Genomic DNA, 265 nt, shown 5'->3' with positions numbered 1-265 from the left:
GTGGAAAATACCCACGAAGCCATCATTTCTGAAGAAGTGTTCCAAAAAGTTCAGGAGCTGATTGCAAGCAGACGCAGGAAACGCAGAAACGGTACGACACAGATTTTCGCAGGATTGATAAAATGTGCAGACTGCGGATGGTCTTTAGCCTATGGGGAAAACAAGCAGAATAAGAACCCATACGGGTACTACCATTGCAGCAAGAACGGGCAGGGATTACGCCAGTGTTCCATGCACTATATCCGCTATGATGTACTGTATGCCT

At 46.4% G+C, this 265-nt stretch carries 1 protein-coding gene; it reads left to right on the top strand.

The genetic code is table 11. The annotated features are described in order from the left end of the window. Nucleotides 1–265 (top strand): recombinase zinc beta ribbon domain-containing protein (locus WS40_RS11105; RefSeq protein WP_325208551.1); only part of this gene is annotated, 265 nt, incomplete at both ends.

Source organism: Ruminococcus sp. N15.MGS-57, assembly GCF_000980385.1.
Lineage (GTDB): Bacteria > Bacillota > Clostridia > Oscillospirales > Ruminococcaceae > Hominimerdicola > Hominimerdicola aceti.
Note: the sequence above shows the minus strand (reverse complement) of the source record. Positions and strands in the feature narration are given on the sequence as shown.